A 17862-nucleotide genomic window follows, 5' to 3' on the forward strand; every position below is an offset into this window, starting at 1 on the left:
CCTAACTATCCAATACAATGCTGGCCACATATATAGGCTTTTTTGGATTCACCCTTTTCGTAATTGTCTATACCACGTATAGATTACGAAAAGACAACTTTAAGTCCGCCAAAGGATACTTCTTGGCTGGCAAAAGTCTTACAGGTCCCATTATTGCAGGGTCAATGATTCTGACCAATATTTCTACAGAACATCTAATAGGAATGAACGGCAGTTCCTATAAGAATGGTATAATCGTAATTGCATGGGAAGTAACATCGGCAATTGCATTGGTAATCGCAGCTATATTTTTTATTCCCAAGTTCATTAAAATGGGATTGGCCACCATTCCGCAATTTTTAGAAGAAAGATATGATGGCCTTACGAGGTCCATTGTTGCATTCCTCTTAATGCTATCCTTTGTAATAACGCTATTGCCAATAGTTCTTTATTCTGGAGCTATCAATATTGAAAGTGTTTTTGACTTTTCCACAATGTTCGGGATTGGAAAAGAAAGAGCGATGCTTTTTACCGTGTTTGTGATAGGTATTATTGGCTCTATGTATGCCATTTTTGGTGGATTGAAAGCAGTAGCCTATTCTGATAGCTTAAATGGAGTAGGTCTTTTGCTAGGAGGCCTGTTAATTCCTGCTATTGCATTATATCAAATAGGTGATGGGAACATTCTTAGCGGTTTGGGAACAGTGTATGATTTTGCGCCTGACAAGTTTGATATTGTGGGAAGCGAAGATTCTGTAATGCCTTTTTCAACCCTGTTCACCGGTTTAATGATTAACCAATTATATTTCTGGGGAATGAATCAGGCTATCATACAAAGAGCTTTTGGTGCTAAAAATTTGGTAGAAGCACAAAAGGGCCTCATTTATACAGGAATACTTAAGCTGTTTGTCCCTTTGATTATCGTGTTGCCAGGATTGATCGCATATTATTATTTCCAAGACCAATATTTAAATACTCCTGATTTAATCTATCCACTGTTGGTTAAGAAGGTATTACCGACCTACCTTTTTGGATTTTTCGCTGCGGTTGTCCTAGGAGCTGTGCTGAGCACGTTCAATAGTGTGCTCAATTCAGCGAGCACCATATTTTGTTATGACATTTATAAAAAACTGATTAACAAGGAAGTTTCAGATGCAAGACTGGTTCATTTCGGTAAGATTACTTCTGTTATTCTTGCCGTACTTGCAATTGGCATTGCCCCTTTGGTTGCCTATGCCCCGGACGGATTGTACTTTTTGCTTCAAGAACTTAATGGTATCTTTTTTATTCCCATCTCCTCAGTGATTATTGCTGGAATATTCTTTAAGAATATAAACAAAACGGGAGCTAAGGCAGGTCTGTTTTTTGGCTTCGCATTTTATATTTTGACGACTTTCATTTTAGATGTTGATATCCATTTTATCCATCTGTGGGGAATAGAATTTGTACTGAATTTTATCATTATGTTTTTAGTTTCAAAAATGTATCCTGAAGCTGCATACGTGGAACGAAAAGGAAGCGAAGAGAAGTCTTGGCGTTTTGTTAATGCTTTTGGAGTTGCACTTACAGCAATTACAATTTTGATTTATGTTTTATTATCATGATGGAAAAATCATTTATAAATAAAGATTTTTTATTGCAAAACAGCTTTGCTGAAGAACTGTACCACAGCTATGCAAAAGATTTACCCATAATAGATTACCACTGCCATCTTTCACCAGAAGATATTGCCATCAATCGTGAATTCAATACTATAACCGAGGCTTGGATTCATGGAGATCATTATAAATGGCGAGCCATGCGAACCGCAGGAGTTAGTGAGAAATTTATAACAGGAAAGGCTTCCGACGAAGAAAAGTTCATGGCCTGGGTAAAAACAGTTCCGCAAACCATAAGAAATCCATTATACCATTGGACACATCTAGAACTGGCTCGGTATTTTGATGTATTCGATCTATTGAATGAAAATAACGCCCAAAGTATATACCATATAACCAACGAAAAGTTGAGGTCAAAAGAATTTTCCTGTTCATCCTTACTTGCTAAAATGAAAGTTGAGGTAGTGTGCACCACAGAAGACCCAACAGATTCTTTGGAGTACCATCAAAAAATGACTCAAAATGACTCAGATTTTCTGATGAGTGCTTCTTTCAGACCAGACAAGGCTTTATTAATCGGTGCTGAGAACTTTAATGGATATATCGATAAGTTGTCAGAAGTGTCCAACATAGAGATTAGTTCTTACGATGAGCTGTGCGAAGCCTTAGCCAAACGAATAGCTTATTTTGATACCAATGGATGTACTTTATCGGATCATGGATTGGAAAGTATACCCTTTGAACTTTCAACACATAAGGAAGTTTCAGCCATTTTCAAGAAAAAAAGAAGTGGAAAACAACTTGCTGAAAAAGAAATCAAACAATTTGAAACTGCTCTTTTGCTGTTTCTTTCTGAGACCTATCATGATTACAATTGGATACAGCAATTCCATTTGGGTCCATTACGAAACAATAATACCAGAATGTTGAGGACCTTGGGTCCGGACACAGGTTGGGATTCCATAGGTGATTTTTCACATGGTAGAAGTCTATCTCAATTTTTGGATGCGTTGGATTCCAAAAACAAATTGACCAAGACCATCTTATACAATTCCAATCCAGCGGATAACGAAGTTTTCGCTGCTATGACAGGCAATTTTAATGATGGTACTAGTAAAGGGAAAGTGCAATATGGTTCAGGATGGTGGTTTTTGGACCAAAAAGATGGTATTACCAGACAGTTGAATGCGCTATCCAATGTAGGACTGATAAGCTGTTTTATTGGAATGCTTACCGATTCTCGAAGCTTTCTGTCTTTTCCAAGGCATGAATATTTTAGAAGAATACTATGTAATCTTTTTGGGGAAGAAATTCAGAATGGAGAGTTGCCAAATGACATGGATTTGATTGGAAAGACCATTCAAGACATCTGTTATTTTAATGCAAAGGAATACTTCAATTTTAAAAATGATTAAAATAAAGTCCAAATATCTCTGCCTTGTAGTTTTCATCATTCTTTTTATGGGATGCAATAAGACGAGGACCACAAAGACCATTAAGTTGGCTCACGGATTGGACATAAACCATTCCGTTCACAAGGCTTTGGTAAAAATGGGTGAAGATCTGGCAAGACTTTCTAGTGGAGGACTTTCGGTAAAGATTTACCCGAATCAGCAATTGGGAACAGAAAGACAGATAATGGAATTGTTGCAGATTGGCAGCTTGGACATGACCAAGGTTTCAGCAGCGACACTCGAAAATTTTGCACCAAAAACCAAAGTCTTGGGACTGCCGTACTTGTTTCGGGATAGGGAACATTCATTTAAAGTCTTTGATGGCCCCATTGGTCAGGAATTACTGAATGACGGTAAAAAATATTGGTTAAAAGGCCTTGGATTTTATGATGCAGGGAGCCGAAGTTTTTATACTAAGGAAATACCCGTACGGCACCCTGATGACCTAAAAGGTCAAAAAATCAGGGTGATGCCCAGTGTTACTGCTATGGAAATGGTAAGAGGATTTGGAGGCTCTCCCACACCGATATCTTGGGGAGAATTGTATACATCACTTCAACAAGGTGTTGTTGATGGAGCGGAGAACAATCCCCCCAGCTTTTATCTATCAAAGCATTATGAAATATGCAAGTACTATTCTTTAAACGAGCATACCTTTTCTCCTGACGTTGTGATTATCGGCACCCATTTTTGGGATGAACTTACGAAACAGGAACAGGATTGGCTTCAGCAAGCAGTGGATGCATCTGTGGTTTACCAGAGGAAATTATGGGCAAAAGCCGAAGCCGAAGCTCTAGAGGCCATTCAAAAATCGGGAGTACAGATTGTAAGGCCTAATAAAATTCCTTTTTCAGAAAAAACACACCAATTATATGAGGAGTACCAGAGTGATAAAACCCTTCAGACATTGATTCAACAAATAAGAGCCGTAAACTGAAACTGGGAATGAGAAAAGCAATAGATAAAATACTGGGTAGTGCATTGATTGTTATTATGGCGATGATGGTATTAAATGTATTGTGGCAAGTATTTACGCGGTTTGTTGTTGGAACACCAAGCTCATTTACTGATGAGTTGGCTCGTTACCTCATGATTTGGGTCGGAATCTTGGGTGCTGCATATGCAGCAGGTCAAGATATGCATGTTGCTATAGACGTCCTCCCTCAAAAATTGAAAAAGACAACGCAAATGAAATTGTCAATTATGGTTAAACTGATTATAGCACTGTTCGCTTTAGTTGCGATGATTGTTGGTGGGGGTAGGTTGGTTTATATCACCTACGTACTTGACCAACTGTCACCGGCACTTCAGATACCGCTGGCATATGTGTATTTGGTGATTCCCATAAGTGGATTTTTAATTATGTATTACAAGATTTCAGATATTTTAAAACCCACTACTTGATGGAGTATTTTCCAATTTTAGTGTTGATTATTAGCTTTTTGGGCTTGTTGGCGATAGGAACTCCAGTTGCTTGGAGTATTTCCGTTTCGGCTTTATTGACCATGCTAGTGAGTATTCCTTTTCTACCAGCCACAACTACAGTTGCACAAAGAATGGGAGCAGGACTTGATAGTTTTGCGCTATTGGCGATTCCTTTCTTCATATTGGCTGGCAATCTAATGAACAAAGGTGGAATGGCGCATCGGCTTATTGCTTTTGCAAAAACCTTGGTGGGGGCACTTCCAGGAGGATTGGCGTTGATAAATATAGTCGCTGCCATGCTCATGGGAGCTATTGCCGGTTCCGCTATGGCATCTGCATCCGCTATGGGGAGCATTCTAGGTCCAGAAATGGAGAAAGAAGGATACTCAAAAGAATTTGGTGCAGCCGTCAATATCACATCAGCAACAACCGGATTGATCATCCCCCCAAGCAATATCTTAATTGTGTACTCCTTAGCAAGTGGTGGAATCTCTATTGGAGCATTGTTCCTCGCAGGATATGTGCCTGGCATCTTAACAGGAGTATTTTTAATGATAGTTGCCCTTCTATGGGCCAAAAGGAAGGGGTATACCAGTAAAACTAAAAAAGGCAGCATTGGCGTTTCCGAGATTGCAAAAACCTTTGTTAGTGCATTCCCAAGCCTCTTATTACTTTTCATTGTTATAGGAGGAATCGTGGCCGGTATATTTACTGCAACAGAAGCTTCTGCCATAGCCGTTTTATACTCCATGCTTTTAGGTTTTCTGTATAAGGAAATCTCATTCAAGAATTTACCTAATATTTTATTGGAATCATCTATTACCACTGCCATTGTGATGCTGTTGATAGCGGCATCGATAAGTATGTCATGGGCGATGTCTTATGAAAATATTCCTCAGGCCACCAGTGATGTGTTATTGGGAATTAGCGATAACAAGTTCGTAGTTCTTTTGATTATCAACGCCATTTTACTTTTTGTTGGAATTTTTATGGATATAACACCGGCGGTACTCATTTTTACTCCGATTTTTTTACCTGTGGTCACTAAACTGGGAATTGACCCGGTTCATTTTGGAATCATAATGATTTTGAATCTCTGCATTGGATTATGTACTCCTCCAGTCGGGTCTGTACTTTTCGTAGGGATCGGTGTGGCAAAAACTTCGATTCAGAAAGTGATACGACCCTTATTACCATTGTTTTTGGCGATGATCATTGCGCTATTTCTTATTACCTATATCCCACAATTGACTATGTGGTTGCCTAATTTATTTGATGTATAAAGAACAAAAGATGAATAGTTTAAACTATATAAAAGTGAAGAATAAACAAAGAGGCCTATATCAGCTGTCCATAATTTTGATGCTGACAATGATAGTAGGTTGTGAACAAAAACCTAAAGACAATGCCCCTTGGGTGTCAATTTTTGATGGTGAAACCTTAAAAGGATGGACAGTAAAAGGAGGTAACGCGGAATATGCGGTGAATGATGAGGCCATAGTTGGGATTACAAAGCACGATACGCCCAATACCTTTCTTACTTCCGATAAGATGTATGGGGACTTTATTTTGGAATTGGATTATCTGGTGGATTCTACAATGAATTCAGGAATTCAAATACGGAGTAACAGTATCCCTGATTATTACAATGGGCGTGTACATGGCTATCAAATAGAGATTGACCCATCAGAACGAGCTTGGAGCGCCGGAATTTATGAAGAAGGCCGCAGAGGGTGGCTGAATCCATTATCCAAAAACAGTGCAGCTCAAAAGGCTTTCAAGCAAAATGAATGGAACCATTATCGGATAGAAGCTATTGGTGATACTATAAAAACTTGGATTAATAATGTGCCAGCGGCATATGTAATTGATGATGCTACTGCATCCGGGTTTATTGGTTTGCAGGTCCACAGTATAGGCGAAAAACAGGAAGCAGGAACTGAAATACGTTGGAAAAATATTCGGATTCTTACCGAAGATTTGAAAAAGTATAGCACAAAATCCCTGCTGCAACCTGTAATTACGAAAAATAGACTCACCGAACACGAGCAAAATGAAGGGTGGACTATGCTTTGGGATGGTGAGACAACTACGGGTTGGCGCGGAGCAAAACTGGACCATTTTCCAGAATCAGGATGGACAATTGAAAATGGCGAATTGACCGTTCTTGCCTCTGGAGGCGGAGAATCCGAAGCTGGTGGTGATATAGTCACGGAAACACAATATGACAATTTTGAACTTAAACTTGAATTTAGGATTACGGAAGGAGCCAATAGCGGCATCAAATATTATGTGAATACCGATTTGAATAAGGGTGCTGGATCTTCCATAGGACTTGAATTCCAAATTTTGGACGATGAACGCCATCCAGATGCCAAATTGGGTAATCATGCAGGCAGCCGAACCCTGGCATCACTTTATGACCTCATTCAAGCAGATACTGCAAAATATGTAAAGCCCATTGGAGAATGGAATGCGGCACGCATCATTTCAAATAACAACCATGTGGAGCACTGGTTGAATGGAATCAAGGTATTGGAATATGAACGTAAAAGTGACGAATACCGAAAATTGGTCTCAGAGAGCAAGTATGTGACATGGCCTCAATTTGGAGAAGCAGACAAAGGAAATATTCTACTTCAGGACCATGGAGATAAGGTGGTTTTCAGAAATATAAAAATCAAACAACTTTAAACCTAAAATAATGGGTACGAGAAGAAATTTTATTAAAAAGACAACAGCGGGGACTACAGGTTTAGCCTTAAGTGGAATGATACTGCCTAACACCGCGTACACTAACATTTTGGGAGCTAACGACCGTCTTGGTGTTGCTGTCATTGGAGTTAGAAGTCGAGCCAAAGCACATTGCATCGCAATTCATCAAGATCCAAATGCTAGAATTCTGTATAGCTGTGATGTAGATGACAAAATTATTGAAGAACACAATACTTGGTGTCAAGATAATATTGGTTATGTTCCCAAAGTTGAAAAAGATTTTAGAAAAATCTTAGAAGATAAAGACGTTGATGCCGTCTTTATAGCTACTCCAGAACATTGGCATGCCCCCATGTCCATTATGGCTATGCAGGCAGGAAAACACGTTTATGTTGAAAAACCATGCAGTCATAATCCACATGAAAATGAACTGTTGGTCGCTGCGCAAAATAAATATGGCAAAAAAGTGCAGATGGGAAACCAGCAAAGATCAGCTAGGACATCTGCCTCGGCCATAACGGATATCAGAAACGGAATTATTGGAGAAGTATACAAGGGGGAAGCCTATTATTCCAATAACCGAGGTTCTATTGGAAAAGGGAATAAAATAAACGTACCCAAAACTTTGGATTGGGACCTTTGGCAAGGACCGGCGCCACGGGAGGATTATAGAGACAATGTACATCCCTATAATTGGCATTGGTTCCGGACATGGGGAACAGGGGAAATTCATAATAATGGTACCCATGAGATTGATATTTGTCGATGGGCGCTAGGAGTGGATCTTCCAGAGAGTGTGACCTCTTTTGGCGGAAAATATACCTATAATGATGATTGGGAATTTGTAGACAATCAGCAGGTGACCTATTCCTTTCCAGGCAATAAATTTATTACTTGGACCGGACATAGTAGAGGTATCATGAAACCAGAACGCCCGGGAAGGGGAGTTACAATTTATGGAAGCAAGGGAAGTATTCAACTCGATAGAAATTTTTACAAATTATACGATTTGGCGGGCAATCCGGTCAGGATGGAGTTTGAGACGAACCAAAGTGCAACCACCAATACACAGGGAATAGGTGGATTGGATGTAGATCATGTAGGTAATTTTTTCAATGCCATTAGAAAAGATGAATCTCTGTATGCTGACATCAATGACGCCAGTATCTCAACCATGTTGTGCCACTTGGGAAATATGGCGCAAGACGCCGGGCACACACTGGAAGTGGATACAAAGACCGGAAGAGTGGTCAATGATGATACAATTATGACGAAAAGTTGGAAACGGGAATATGCAAAAGGTTGGGAGCCTAAACTTTAAGAGATGAAACGAAGAGATTTTGTGTCCAAAACGGGGTTGGCCATAGCAGGAGTGTCTGCGATGAATGCCGGAGTACTCCATCCATCAAAAGAAGATAGTATAAATATTGGTGTTATTGGCACTGGAGACCGTGGTGGTGGACTGATTCCAATTATAAATAAAATTGAAGGTCTAAATGTCTCCGCTTGTTGCGATGTACTGCCTTTTAGATTGGAAAGTGCATTGAAAAAAGTCGAGGGCAAGGCAAAGGCATATTCAGATTATACAGCGCTGTTGAATGATAAAAAAATAGATGCAGTTTTGATTGCCACTCCATTTAGTGAGCACTCCCATATAGCTCTTGACGCTTTGGATGCCGGAAAACATGTTTACTGCGAGAAAACTATGGTTAAGGGATATGAATCCATTGAAAGTTTGATTAAAAAAGCTTCACAATCAAAAAATATTTTTCAGACTGGCCACCAATACCATAGCTCTAGATTGTATACCCATCTTGTAGATTTAATTCAGAATGGGAAAATAGGTAAGATTACAGCTATCGAATGTCAATGGAATAGAAATGGTGATTGGCGAAGACCTGTGCCGAGTCCAGAATTCGAAAGAGCTATTAATTGGAGAATGTATAAACAATTCTCAGGAGGTTTACTGGCCGAGCTTTGTTCACACCAATTGGATTTTTGTAATTGGGTATTAGACGCAGTTCCAATAAAGGTGGTAGGAGACGGCGGCATCGACTATTGGAAAGATGGTCGAGAAACATACGATAATGTTCATATGATTTATTCCTATCCCAACGGAGTACGAGCGAAATTCACCTGTTTGACCAGCAATTCCAAAGATGATTATCAGATTAAAGTGTTAGGGGACAAGGGAACAATAACTATTGATTACACCGAGGCTTGGTTTTATCCAGAGAAGAAGGAAGAATCCAGACAAATAGGTGAAGTCGATGGTGTTTCTGGTGCAACTGTCAAATGGGACCAAGAAAAAGGGATTCCAATCACTGTAGAACATTTGGATCCAAGTAAACAGGCATTACTTGATTTTAGAGATAGTATTGTGACCAACTCGATGCCAAAATCGAATGTGATAAGCGGAGCAAAAGCAGCCATTTGTGTACAAATGGGCCTCGATGCCCTTCACACTGGAAAAGTAGTTGATTGGAAGGGAGGATTAATCTGATTTAAACGCAGCCTTTAACTTTTTAATTACTACGATTAGCGATGTATGGTCTGCACCCTGTCAGGTCCCACAGAAACTATTTTGATGGGTACATTCAATTGCTCCTCTAAAAATGCAATATAGTCGTTAAGTGCAGGAGGAAGTTCTTCAGCCTTGGTCATTTTGGTTAAATCCTTGGCCCATCCTTTCAGTTCGGTATATATTGGGGTAATGTTTTCACTTTCTATATTATAGGGTAGGTGTTGAATTTCCTCTCCTTTATATTTATAAGCGGTACAAACTTTAATGTTTTTAAATCCGCTCAATACATCAGCCTTCATCATCATCAGTTCGGTAACCCCATTTATTTGCACGGCATATTTTAGAGCTACAAGATCAAGCCATCCACAGCGTCTGGGTCTTCCAGTTGTAGCGCCGAATTCATTTCCTACGCGACCCATAGTCTCACCGTCCTTGTCGAATAACTCTGTAGGGAAGGGACCGCTACCAACTCTTGTCGTGTATGCTTTGAAGATTCCCAATACTCGTCCAATTTTGCCAGGTGCCACTCCCAAACCGGTACAGGCTCCAGCAGCAGTTGTGTTGGATGAGGTTACAAACGGATACGTTCCAAAATCAATATCCAGCAAAGAGCCTTGGGCACCTTCAGCCAATATTTTTTTTCTTTCATCCTGTGCTCTGAACATGTATTCCTCACTATCGATGAAGGTGAGCTTTTTGAGTTTTTCAACCGCTTCATAGAACTCTTCTTCCAATTCAGCCAAATCATATTGGATATCCACATTGTAGAATCCGATCATGGCTTCATGTTTGTCGGCCAAAGCACGATACTTTGATTTCCAATTTTCAAATTCCAAATCACCCACACGCATACCGTTTCTTCCCGTTTTATCCATGTAGGTAGGACCAATGCCCTTTAGAGTAGAACCAATTTTCGCCTTCCCTTTGGCGGTTTCCGAAGCAGCATCAAGCAACCGGTGAGTAGGTAAAATAAGATGTGCCTTTCTTGAGATTAGAAGTTTGGAAACAATATCAATATTGAACTTGTCCAGATTGTCCAATTCTTTTTTGAAGATGACAGGATCGATAACTACTCCGTTACCCACTATATTCATGGCATTTTTATGAAAAATTCCTGAGGGAATGGTATGAAGAACATGTTTAATGCCATCAAATTCCAAAGTATGTCCAGCATTCGGACCTCCCTGAAAACGGGCTATAATATCATAGTCTTTGGTTAATACATCAACAATTTTCCCTTTTCCCTCGTCTCCCCACTGGAGTCCAAGCAATAAATCTACCATGAAATGTGTTGGTTATTCGGTTAGGTTTTCTTCTTTGTTTTTAGTTCCGTAGAAATAGAGTGAATGGTTATGGATTTTAATATCAAAAACCTCCTCTATGGTTTTTTTGATGGTTTGAATGCGTGGGTCACAAAATTCCTTTACTTCACCAGTATCTGTAAGAATGACATGATCGTGCTGTCTATCGAAATACGACTTCTCATATTGCGCCTGGTTTTTGCCAAATTGATGTTTTCTGACCAATTTGCAGTCCAATAAAAGTTCGATTGTGTTGTACAACGTAGCCCGACTTACTCGATAGTTTTTGGTTTTCATTTTAATGTAGAGGGATTCCACATCAAAATGATCATCACTGTTGTAAATTTCCTGTAAAATAGCGTAGCGTTCTGGAGTTTTTCGGTGTCCTTTTTCTTCCAAAAAGGAGGTGAACACACTTTTTACTATTTCTTGATTCTTGTTGTTTCCCATAGCCTTCTCACCAATGCTAAAGGACAAAGGTACAGCTAAAAATTAAATTCTGGTCACTTTATCGATGCCCTCAACCTGCTTCAGATTGTTCATCAATTTTTTAAGGATATTGTTGTTTTTTACTACCAATTTTATTTTTCCGGTAAAAGTACCTCCATCCGCACTAAAATTGAGGTTACGCATGTTCACATGCATGTTGTCCGATATGATATTGGTAATATCGTTTACCAATCCTAAATTGTCAATTCCGGTTAATTCAATATCCGCTGCGAATTCTTCTTGGGTGGAGTCAATCCACTTGGCCGACATAATACGATATGCATAGTTCGATTGCAATGAGATGGCGTTTGGACAGTTTTTTTTGTGCACTTTTATTCCGTCGTTCACGCTTACAAAACCAAATACTTCATCCCCGGGAATTGGATTACAGCATTGGGACAATTTGTATGTTAGCTTTTCCTCTTCCTTTCCAAACACAAGCATGTCGTACTTGGTGGTTATTTCCTCCTTGTCAACATCTTTGGGTACAGGATTTCTACGAATCTTATTCTTGAAGAAATTCAAAAATGCATTGTGATACGATGAGGCAAAGTCTTTTATGCGTTCATTGTCGATAACCCCGATTCCTACTCTATAAAAGAGGTCTAAACTGGTTTTAAGCTTGAAAAAGGTCACCAGTTTATTGACGGTATCCTCATTAAGCGTAATTTTTTGGGATTTTAATTTTCTTCGCAGAATTTCCTTTCCATCTGAGGCAATGCTTTTTTTCTCCTCGCTCAGCGAAGACTTAATTTTAGAGCGTGCCCTGGCCGTTTGAGCATAATCAAGCCAGCTTTGATTGGGTTTTGCGCTTTCCGAGGTAATGATTTCAACTTGGTCGCCACTGCTCAATTCGGAGCCGAGAGGCACTAGTTTTCCATTCACCCGCGCTCCTCGGGTCTTCATGCCAACCTCTGTATGGATGTGAAAGGCGAAATCCAATGGTGTTGACCCTTTGGGCATCGATTTTAACTCTCCTTTTGGCGTAAAAACAAAAATCTCTTTTGAGTATAAGTTCAGTTTGAATTCCTCTACAAAATCCACTGCATTTCCATTTGAGGTTTCCAGTGCTTCTTGCAAACGGTTCAACCATTCTTCAATTCCCTGTTCTTTTTGTACCCCATGCTTGTATTTAAAATGCGCAGCATACCCTTTTTCAGCGATTTCGTGCATACGCTCACTTCGTATCTGTACTTCGACCCATTTTCCTTTTGGGCCCATCACCGTAATATGAAGGGCTTCATAGCCAGTAGACTTTGGAGAAGTTATCCAATCACGAAGACGAATAGGATTGGGTGTGAAGTGATCAGTGACTATGGAATAGATTTTCCATGCCAGGAACTTCTCATTTTTTTTATCGGACTTGTAAATGATTCGAATCGCAAACTTGTCATATACTTCATCAAAAGTTACGTTTTGGGCCTTCATTTTCCTGCGAATGGAAAAGATGGACTTCATCCGCCCCTTAATGTTATAGTTTAGTCCCTCCTTATCCAAGGAATTTCGAATAACATTGGAGAAATCATCGATATAGGCCAACTGCTCTTCCTCGGTATCCTCGATTTTCGCCTGTATATCTTGATATACTTCTGGTTCAGTATACTTCAAACTCAAGTCCTCAAGATGGGTCTTGATGTTATAAAGACCTATCCTATGAGCCAATGGCGCATAGATGTAGAGGGTTTCGGATGCAATTTTAACCTGCTTGTGCTCGGGCATGGAATCCATGGTGAGCATATTGTGGTACCGGTCCGCAATTTTGATGATGATTACACGAACATCATCATGTAAGGTGAGCAGCATTTTTCGGAAATTCTCCGCTTGCTGACTAATATCCTTATCCTTTTTAAGGTGAGCTATTTTGGTTAGTCCGTCAACAATACGTGCTACGGTCTCCCCAAACATGCGCTCAATATCATCTAATGTATATGGAGTATCCTCAACAACATCATGGAGCAGGGCAGAAGCTATGGAGACAGCATCAAGCCCAATTTTTGAAGCAACAATTTTTGCCACGGCAATGGGGTGAAAAATATACGCCTCACCTGATTTGCGTCGTTGGTCTTTATGCGCATCAACCGCCACATCAAAAGCAGAGCGTATCAGTTTCTTGTCCTCATTGGTCAAGGTCTGATAGCTAATGCGAAGCAATTCTTTGTATTGCTTGGCAATCTCCTTATTCTCTTTTTCGATAGCAGCCTCCGTCATAGTAAATTAAAGTTACCATAATCTTTAATGGTAAACAACAAAAACTATGCCTTTAAGTTCCTTATTCGTTCAATTAGGGGAGGGTGGGAATAATGAACAAAAACATATGCCGGATGCGGCGTAAGATTGCTCAAACTGTTCTTCGACAACTTTTTTAAAGATGTAATCAATGGTTGTGCAGCAAAGGTAGTTTTGGCATAATCATCTGCCTGGAATTCGAATTTTCTAGATAAATAATTCATGGCGAGACTGGTTATTTCGGAAATAGGACTGTACAACAAAACAAACCCAATAAGCCCTGCATGAAAGCTTGGTATGGAAACTCCAATGGCCAAAGATATTTCGGGAGTGTTTATAAAAAGGGATAGAATGTACAGCGTAAAACCCATCAACCCTAGTGAAACCAAAAGGTTGAAAATAATATGTTTACGCTTATAATGGCCAACTTCATGCGCTAGAACGGCAACAATTTCATCTTCATCCAAATCGTTGATCAAAGTGTCGAACAATGTGATCCTTTTTTCCTTTCCAAATCCAGAAAAATAAGCATTGGCTTTGGTAGACCTTTTTGAACCGTCAATCACAAAAATGTTCTGCAACTCAAAGCCCACTTTTTTCGCATAGGTTTCAATGGCGCTTTTTAAGCTTCCGTCTGATAGCGGAGTCTGCTTGTTGAACAAAGGAACAATCAATCGACTGTAAAACAGATTCATAAATAGGATGAAGGCTGCTGCCAATAACCAAGCATACATCCAAAATTCAGGTCCCGTCCATTGGTAGAACAAGATGAATAAAGACAGTATTCCTCCACCAAACAAAGCAGCAAGCAACATTCCTTTTAGTTTGTCTAAAAAGAATATTTTTTTTGTGGATTTGTTAAACCCATAGCGCTGTTCAATAACAAAGGTCTGGTAATACGAAAAGGGTAATCCTAAAATGCCACTTCCCAATAAGATGATACCAAAAAATACTAAGGCCATGGGAATAGTCTCGTCAACCCAGGCACGTGTAAGTCCATCTACCCATTCAAATCCTCCAAAGGATAGAAAACCAAGTGTTAGTAGAAGTGAGAAGCCATCTGAAAACATACCGAATCTATAATTGGTAAGCTTATATTCCTGGGATTTTTGATATTCGGCTGTGTCGAAAACATCATTTAACTCCTGCGGAACATTTGATTTAAAACGACGCGCATTTAGGTACTCCAGTAGCTGTTGAATAAGGTATTGAATGACCAGAATTGCAATGATCACGTAGAACAAAGTAGTTTTTTCCATAGCTTAAAATCCGCGCTGACGCTTTGCCTCAAATATAAGTATTGCTGCCGAGACGGAAACGTTCATGGAGTCAATTTCGCCTTGCATGGGAATTATGATGTTCTGGTCCGAACTTTGTAGCCAATCGTCCGTTAAACCGGTGGACTCTGTGCCCACAACTATAGCAGTACTTGAATTAAAGTCGCAATCCACGTAGTTTTTGGATGCAGTTAGGGCTGCGCAAAATATTTGGATGTTTCTATCCTTAAGAAAAGCAATGATTTCGGAAGTGGTCCCCATTCCGATGGTATTGGTAAAAACACAGCCAACACTTGATCGGATTATGTTTGGATTATAGAGATCTGTTCTTGGGTTGGCTATCAAAACTGCATCCACAGCTGCTGCATCCGCGGTTCGCAGCAAAGCACCAATATTGCCCGGTTTTTCAGGAGCTTCTGCAACCAATATCAAGGGATGCTCTTTTTTCAACTGAAGATTTTCCAAGGTTTGATCTTTTTCCCGGGCAATACATAATATTCCCTCAGTACTTTCACGATAAGCTATTTTTTCATAGACTGATTTGGACAGCTGAACGTATTGGACCTCTGAGTTTTTGGAAATAGTTGTTTGGGAAAAATCAGGAAGAATATCAGGACAGTAAAGCAAGGTATTGATGCTATACCCTCCTTTTAGGACCATCTCAATTTCGCGTTGTCCTTCCACCACAAAGAGCCCTGTCTTTTTTCGCTCCCTGGATTTCTCCTTAAGGAGAATTATCTTCTTAATTAAGGGATTTTGAGTGCTACTGATTAATTTGATTTCATCCACGGATCAAAAATACATATTCTTGTAATCTTGGAACCGCTTTTACGACAAAGCGGCAAACAACTATCCACATGAGAAATTTTAGTATTATCCTTCTTGCATGTATGGCTTTTGCCTGTAAGAACAACACCCAAAAAGAAGTTGTCACCAAAGAAACTGAAAAGGTGGAAATGGCCATGGCAACGAGCTATCCTGAAACTCTTGAAAATGTATTTGCAGCCCATGGTGGATTAAAAAACTGGAAAAAACAGCGAACGCTGTCTTATGAGATTCCAAAATCCGATTTGAAAGAACTGCATACTATAGATCTTTGGACACGAAATGACCGAATTGATACCGAGAAATTTGCCATGGGCTCCAATGGTTCTAAGGTTTGGCTTTTAGATGTTGCTGAAAACTACGAAGGAGACGCCGTTTTTTATCATAATCTAATGTTTTATTTCTATGCAATGCCCTTTGTTTTGGCTGACGATGGTATAAACTATGGGGAAACCGAAGATTTAGTATACGATGGCAAGAGTTATCCAGGAATCCGTATTTCATATGATTCCGGTGTAGGAACTTCGCCAAAAGATGAGTATTTCATTCATTTTGACGCTGAGACCCATAAAATGACCTGGCTGGGTTACACCGTTACTTACCGAACTGGAGAAATTTCGGATAACGTAAAGTGGATTCGATACGATGATTGGCAAGATGTAGAGGGGTTAAACCTGCCAAAATCGATAACCTGGCACAATTACGAAGGGACCAAAATCTTAGATGCTAGAAGTACTGTGAATTTTGAAAACATATCGTTAAGCACTGCAGCTAAGCCTGAAGGGTATTTTGCAAAGCCTGATGATGCGATTTTCGTTGAGGCAAAGAAAAAGCAGTAACGCTTTTCAAAATCCATTTTGGTCGTGGTAGCTTATCAATAGGCCCACGACCGAATTGTAGCTTTGAATTCCCTCTTCTTGGTTATTTGCTTTTAAAAAGGTATTGAAAATTGATTTAAACACAGGTTCCAAAGGATTTTCATATCCTGCCCAGAATTCTGATAGTTCCCTGAAATTCTTTTTAACCCCAGGGTTAAGTTTTTGAACAATTTCTTTGGACTTTGCCTCATCTTTTCGAGCCAAATCGGACAAGCAGTAACCAAGTGCGTGATTGTATGCCGCGTATTTGAAATAAGGGTCTTCATTCTGTGAAGTAACAAGAAATCCTATAAAATTGGTGGCATCCTCCGCAGAATAACCCAATTGATGACCCACTTCATGACCACTAACCGTTGGCAACCTAAATAATGGTGTTATACCGTTTACTTGTGCTTCATTGGAAAATGGATTGAGGTATCCGCCATACCCCATATAAGTTAAGGGAGTACTGAATAACGAAGCTTTTAAACTAACTTTTTTGTATTCAAAGTCAGGATAAGTTTCCTTCAATTTTGAATACCCTTCTTCCGTTTTTTGAAAAATCTCTTTTCTGGAATACGGTATTTTTACTGGATCAATAGTGTCTCCGGTAATCTTGGTTTGATAATAGTTGGTTCGGTCCGCGATGTACTCGGTGAAATCTGTCAATCCTTCTAAACTGTATTCTTTTTCAATACCCATTTTGGTAGTGATGGGCAAACGATAATAGTTCATCCCCCATAAAAGATGAAAGGCAAAATAGACTATGGAGAGCACCACCAAGATATCTTTGCCAAAAAGCAACGGTTTTCTTCTAATGGATTTCCAATTTTTGAAAAGATATTTTACTGCAAACCAAAATAGTAGGAGGTAAAAAATATCACCTATAGAAAAGGGAATCCAACCAAAAAGAGTTCTGAAAAATTGAGATATAGGTGGATACAATCCATTGCTATAATAGTTTTCCACGAATTCTGGATAGCTGCCAATCCATTTTACGAGTATGATTTGTATTGGCAGGGCAATCGCAATAATTGTTTTGACTTTCTGTCCTTTCAAAATAGCAAGCTGGGTATTATTTGCTTCTAATCTAGTTCTTAATTCCTAGATTGCCAATACAGACTTTCATCTTAACAAAGCTTTATACAAAAGAAAAAGCAGCACCTAGTGCTGCTTTTCAGAATATTTGATG

The 17862-nt window shown here is 39.5% G+C and carries 15 protein-coding genes; 9 read left to right on the forward strand and 6 right to left on the reverse strand.

Annotated features, from left to right (window positions below):
- Nucleotides 1-17 precede the first annotated feature (17 nt).
- From ACOKFG_RS09450 to ACOKFG_RS09485, 8 genes are all read left to right on the forward strand, one after another.
- Nucleotides 18-1583, forward strand: a complete 1566-nt coding sequence (locus tag ACOKFG_RS09450; protein ID WP_422861125.1) for a solute:sodium symporter family transporter — start codon at nucleotides 18-20, stop codon at nucleotides 1581-1583.
- On the forward strand, nucleotides 1580-2992 hold the full coding sequence (gene uxaC, locus ACOKFG_RS09455; RefSeq protein WP_422861126.1) for a glucuronate isomerase: 1413 nt from the start codon (nucleotides 1580-1582) through the stop codon (nucleotides 2990-2992). The genes ACOKFG_RS09450 and uxaC overlap by 4 nt, the downstream gene beginning before the upstream one ends.
- Nucleotides 2985-3968: a TRAP transporter substrate-binding protein gene (locus tag ACOKFG_RS09460; RefSeq protein ID WP_298793718.1), complete on the forward strand. Its 984-nt coding sequence runs from the start codon at nucleotides 2985-2987 to the stop codon at nucleotides 3966-3968. The genes uxaC and ACOKFG_RS09460 overlap by 8 nt, the downstream gene beginning before the upstream one ends.
- A gap of 8 nt (nucleotides 3969-3976) precedes the next feature.
- A complete protein-coding gene (locus ACOKFG_RS09465; RefSeq protein WP_298793719.1) occupies nucleotides 3977-4435 on the forward strand; it encodes a TRAP transporter small permease in 459 nt (152 codons plus the stop codon).
- Nucleotides 4435-5739 carry a TRAP transporter large permease gene (locus ACOKFG_RS09470; RefSeq protein ID WP_298793720.1) on the forward strand — a complete coding sequence of 435 codons (1305 nt, stop codon included), beginning with the start codon at nucleotides 4435-4437 and terminating at the stop codon, nucleotides 5737-5739. Before ACOKFG_RS09465 ends, ACOKFG_RS09470 begins: the two co-directional genes overlap by 1 nt.
- Before the next feature lie 88 nt (nucleotides 5740-5827).
- Nucleotides 5828-7150, forward strand: coding sequence for a 3-keto-disaccharide hydrolase (locus tag ACOKFG_RS09475; protein ID WP_422862188.1), 1323 nt, complete (start codon nucleotides 5828-5830; stop codon nucleotides 7148-7150).
- A gap of 10 nt (nucleotides 7151-7160) precedes the next feature.
- A complete protein-coding gene (locus ACOKFG_RS09480) occupies nucleotides 7161-8492 on the forward strand; it encodes a Gfo/Idh/MocA family protein (protein WP_298793721.1) in 1332 nt (443 codons plus the stop codon).
- Between the two features lie 3 nt (nucleotides 8493-8495).
- Nucleotides 8496-9674: a Gfo/Idh/MocA family protein gene (locus tag ACOKFG_RS09485; RefSeq protein WP_299484820.1), complete on the forward strand. Its 1179-nt coding sequence runs from the start codon at nucleotides 8496-8498 to the stop codon at nucleotides 9672-9674.
- Between the two features lie 35 nt (nucleotides 9675-9709).
- Here the strand turns inward: ACOKFG_RS09485 and ACOKFG_RS09490 are convergent, their stop codons facing one another.
- Genes ACOKFG_RS09490 through ACOKFG_RS09510 form a run of 5 tightly spaced genes read right to left on the reverse strand, consistent with a single transcriptional unit; the run spans nucleotide 9710 to nucleotide 15768 of the window.
- Nucleotides 9710-10978 (reverse strand): adenylosuccinate synthase, encoded by a 1269-nt coding sequence (locus tag ACOKFG_RS09490; protein ID WP_298793723.1) that lies wholly within the window; start codon nucleotides 10976-10978, stop codon nucleotides 9710-9712.
- Nucleotides 10979-10990: 12 nt separating this feature from the next.
- On the reverse strand, nucleotides 10991-11446 hold the full coding sequence (locus tag ACOKFG_RS09495) for a Fur family transcriptional regulator (RefSeq protein ID WP_298793853.1): 456 nt from the start codon (nucleotides 11444-11446) through the stop codon (nucleotides 10991-10993).
- Between the two features lie 42 nt (nucleotides 11447-11488).
- A complete protein-coding gene (locus ACOKFG_RS09500) occupies nucleotides 11489-13693 on the reverse strand; it encodes a RelA/SpoT family protein (protein WP_298793724.1) in 2205 nt (734 codons plus the stop codon).
- Between the two features lie 44 nt (nucleotides 13694-13737).
- Complete coding sequence (locus ACOKFG_RS09505) at nucleotides 13738-14970, reverse strand: M48 family metallopeptidase (protein ID WP_422861128.1); 1233 nt, start codon at nucleotides 14968-14970, stop codon at nucleotides 13738-13740.
- Between the two features lie 3 nt (nucleotides 14971-14973).
- The gene (locus ACOKFG_RS09510) at nucleotides 14974-15768 is read right to left on the reverse strand and encodes a TrmH family RNA methyltransferase (protein WP_422862189.1); all 795 of its coding nucleotides are present in this window, start codon (nucleotides 15766-15768) and stop codon (nucleotides 14974-14976) included.
- 77 nt (nucleotides 15769-15845) lie between these two features.
- Here ACOKFG_RS09510 and ACOKFG_RS09515 point away from each other — a divergent pair, with 77 nt between their 5' ends.
- Entirely contained in the window at nucleotides 15846-16652 is an 807-nt protein-coding gene (locus ACOKFG_RS09515) for a DUF6503 family protein (RefSeq protein WP_422861129.1), read from the forward strand.
- A 6-nt stretch (nucleotides 16653-16658) separates the two neighbouring features.
- Here the strand turns inward: ACOKFG_RS09515 and ACOKFG_RS09520 are convergent, their stop codons facing one another.
- On the reverse strand, nucleotides 16659-17729 hold the full coding sequence (locus tag ACOKFG_RS09520) for a DUF3810 domain-containing protein (RefSeq protein ID WP_298793727.1): 1071 nt from the start codon (nucleotides 17727-17729) through the stop codon (nucleotides 16659-16661).
- Nucleotides 17730-17862: the final 133 nt, after the last annotated feature.

Source organism: Flagellimonas rhodophyticola (assembly GCF_049332665.1).
Taxonomy (GTDB): Bacteria; Bacteroidota; Bacteroidia; order Flavobacteriales; family Flavobacteriaceae; genus Flagellimonas.

Bases quoted from the DNA above. Each gene is read 5' to 3' on its own strand.
- ACOKFG_RS09495 (WP_298793853.1), bottom strand. From the start codon at position 11,446: ATGGGAAACAACAAGAATCAAGAAATAGTAAAAAGTGTGTTCACCTCC.
- ACOKFG_RS09500 (WP_298793724.1), bottom strand. From the start codon at position 13,693: ATGACGGAGGCTGCTATCGAAAAAGAGAATAAGGAGATTGCCAAGCAA.
- ACOKFG_RS09465 (WP_298793719.1), top strand. From the start codon at position 3,977: ATGAGAAAAGCAATAGATAAAATACTGGGTAGTGCATTGATTGTTATT.
- ACOKFG_RS09480 (WP_298793721.1), top strand. From the start codon at position 7,161: ATGGGTACGAGAAGAAATTTTATTAAAAAGACAACAGCGGGGACTACA.
- ACOKFG_RS09460 (WP_298793718.1), top strand. From the start codon at position 2,985: ATGATTAAAATAAAGTCCAAATATCTCTGCCTTGTAGTTTTCATCATT.
- uxaC (WP_422861126.1), top strand. From the start codon at position 1,580: ATGATGGAAAAATCATTTATAAATAAAGATTTTTTATTGCAAAACAGC.
- ACOKFG_RS09470 (WP_298793720.1), top strand. From the start codon at position 4,435: ATGGAGTATTTTCCAATTTTAGTGTTGATTATTAGCTTTTTGGGCTTG.
- ACOKFG_RS09450 (WP_422861125.1), top strand. From the start codon at position 18: ATGCTGGCCACATATATAGGCTTTTTTGGATTCACCCTTTTCGTAATT.
- ACOKFG_RS09475 (WP_422862188.1), top strand. From the start codon at position 5,828: ATGATAGTAGGTTGTGAACAAAAACCTAAAGACAATGCCCCTTGGGTG.
- ACOKFG_RS09505 (WP_422861128.1), bottom strand. From the start codon at position 14,970: ATGGAAAAAACTACTTTGTTCTACGTGATCATTGCAATTCTGGTCATT.
- ACOKFG_RS09485 (WP_299484820.1), top strand. From the start codon at position 8,496: ATGAAACGAAGAGATTTTGTGTCCAAAACGGGGTTGGCCATAGCAGGA.
- ACOKFG_RS09515 (WP_422861129.1), top strand. From the start codon at position 15,846: ATGAGAAATTTTAGTATTATCCTTCTTGCATGTATGGCTTTTGCCTGT.
- ACOKFG_RS09490 (WP_298793723.1), bottom strand. From the start codon at position 10,978: ATGGTAGATTTATTGCTTGGACTCCAGTGGGGAGACGAGGGAAAAGGG.